Here is a 1,949-nt window from a genome sequence, read left to right as displayed (position 1 = left end):
TAAGTAACCTCGCCGTTTTCTTTTAATTATAATGGAAAAGCCCAGCAATTAATAGCCTTAATTTAATTAAATATCAATTAGACAAGACACTAGTACACTTAACCCACATTTTTCTTTGAGGAACTTCCTAATCTTCCAAAGGTAGCTATAGTATTTGAGCATAAGTCTTTCTGACTGTCCGGCTCTGGGAATTCGAATTCCAATATACTTAAGTCCTTTCAGAAAATCGTAAAGATACCTTGTTTCCGGGTCATACTGAGCTATTCTCCATGCTAGCTGCTGGCTAACATCTGTATATCCTAATTTTATTGCATTCATGACTAGGGTTGCATAACACAATGAATATAAATTCCTAACCATTTTTTTTGAGCAGCTATCTCTGAGTTTAACATTCCCTTTAACTTCGTTTATTATCTGAGATAGATCATTACATGTTTCATTTATTATATCTAAAGCCTCTTCCTCAGTTATCTTGCTACTATCAAGATTGTTTAGGAACAAATGATTATCCGCAATCTCAGAGAGCTTGCTCCAAAGCTTCTCCATTCCTGCGTAATCGGTTTTAATCTCATCCTGAGGAAATAAATGAATAGTCGCACTTTCTTTTGAAAAATCTATATCATTTATAAATTCAGGAGAAACATGCTTCCAAAAAAGTCGATGCGAGCGTCGATCTGGCGAAAACAGAACTATAAACAATATTCCAGGATTCGACGTCACCTTATATCCTATAAAAGCTGGAAATGCCAGACTGGTTAGACTATAAGATATTACGCCGCCACTTTCCCTATAATTACGGGTACCTTTTATCTGAACATCGAATATCTGCTCAGGAATTCTAGAAACGTCTGGTTCCGGCACAAATTCAAAAAAGCCATCATGATTAGGCCATTTGTCATTTGCCTTAAAATCTGAATATATCCGTCCTCCAAATGAAAGGTCAGAATTTAATGCATTTACCGCGTCTTTGTCTTCTGCTTCTCGCTCCGAATGAGTTGCCACATGCTCATTATAGTATTGTTTGAGCTGTGCCCTTTTAGCTGCATCCATATCCCCCATACCCCTTTTTCACATTTTTATTTTTAGTTTTTGTGCTAACCACCTTAAATACTGATTTACTACATTCTAGCAATTGGAAAATCCAGCGTCAATGCGCTTTTTCACCTATTTCGCCCATCAATAACTCTTCCATAGTGCATCCCAAAGTTTTCCTAAGTCTTATCATGTTCATTGTATCTCTACAGTGATAGTTAACACCCAAGACATCTATATCGCTACAGCGATACACTTTCAAGTTCGTAAATAAAAATGCAATATACCGCCAAGGCTGTACTCTCATTACACCTCAGCAATATATTGCACTTTAAGTTAATTCCACTTACCCATAATTCACAATTATGGCTTCCTTCAGATATATCATTCCATCCTCAAGATCAAGAGTCCTCATCTTTTCCAGGGATTTTAATACTTCTTCGTAGCTTTCCGCCAGTTCTTTAAAGCTATCTTTTTCCTGAGCCGCTTTTTCTACGCGTTTCTTGGACTCTTCAACATCAAGCCCCCTCTTGTCTCCCCCGGCGTTATACAGCTCAAGTAGGCACAGCGCCTGCTTACTTCATTATCCACCAGGCTCTGCACAAGTTCTTTTGAATCAGGAAACTCTTCCCCGAAACGCTCAACAACACTCTCCATGAAACTGTTATCTTGTCTGCTCATGTTCCCCCCTTACAACAATTCAACAGCGTTTCCGACTTGTTCATATCTATCATTGTATCGTCAGCGTATTCACGCCGTCAATAAAACCACATCTGTAAATCAAATATTTTCAAGTCATAAAACGTATATTTATTAATCTTTTCTTATCTTGATATCTTCAGTACCTGTTTTGGAATTTCCTGGCAATATTGCTACAGTATCACCATGGCAGGAACGAACCATTTTGAACTTTTCAC

2 protein-coding genes are annotated in these 1,949 nt (G+C 37.7%); both read right to left on the bottom strand.

Translation table 11 applies throughout. From position 1 onward, the window contains the following. Positions 1 to 66: 66 nt before the first annotated feature. Positions 67 to 1,050 (bottom strand): hypothetical protein, encoded by a 984-nt coding sequence (locus BLO53_RS18825; protein ID WP_092065247.1) that lies wholly within the window; start codon positions 1,048 to 1,050, stop codon positions 67 to 69. Positions 1,051 to 1,524: 474 nt separating this feature from the next. Continuing rightward, positions 1,525 to 1,713: a hypothetical protein gene (locus BLO53_RS18820; protein ID WP_092065245.1), complete on the bottom strand. Its 189-nt coding sequence runs from the start codon at positions 1,711 to 1,713 to the stop codon at positions 1,525 to 1,527. Between the last annotated feature and the right edge of the window lie 236 nt (positions 1,714 to 1,949).

This window comes from Butyrivibrio sp. INlla14 (assembly GCF_900102515.1).
Lineage (GTDB): Bacteria > Bacillota > Clostridia > Lachnospirales > Lachnospiraceae > Butyrivibrio.
The sequence above is the reverse complement of the archived record's forward strand: the minus strand, read 5'-3'. Positions and strand labels throughout refer to the sequence as shown.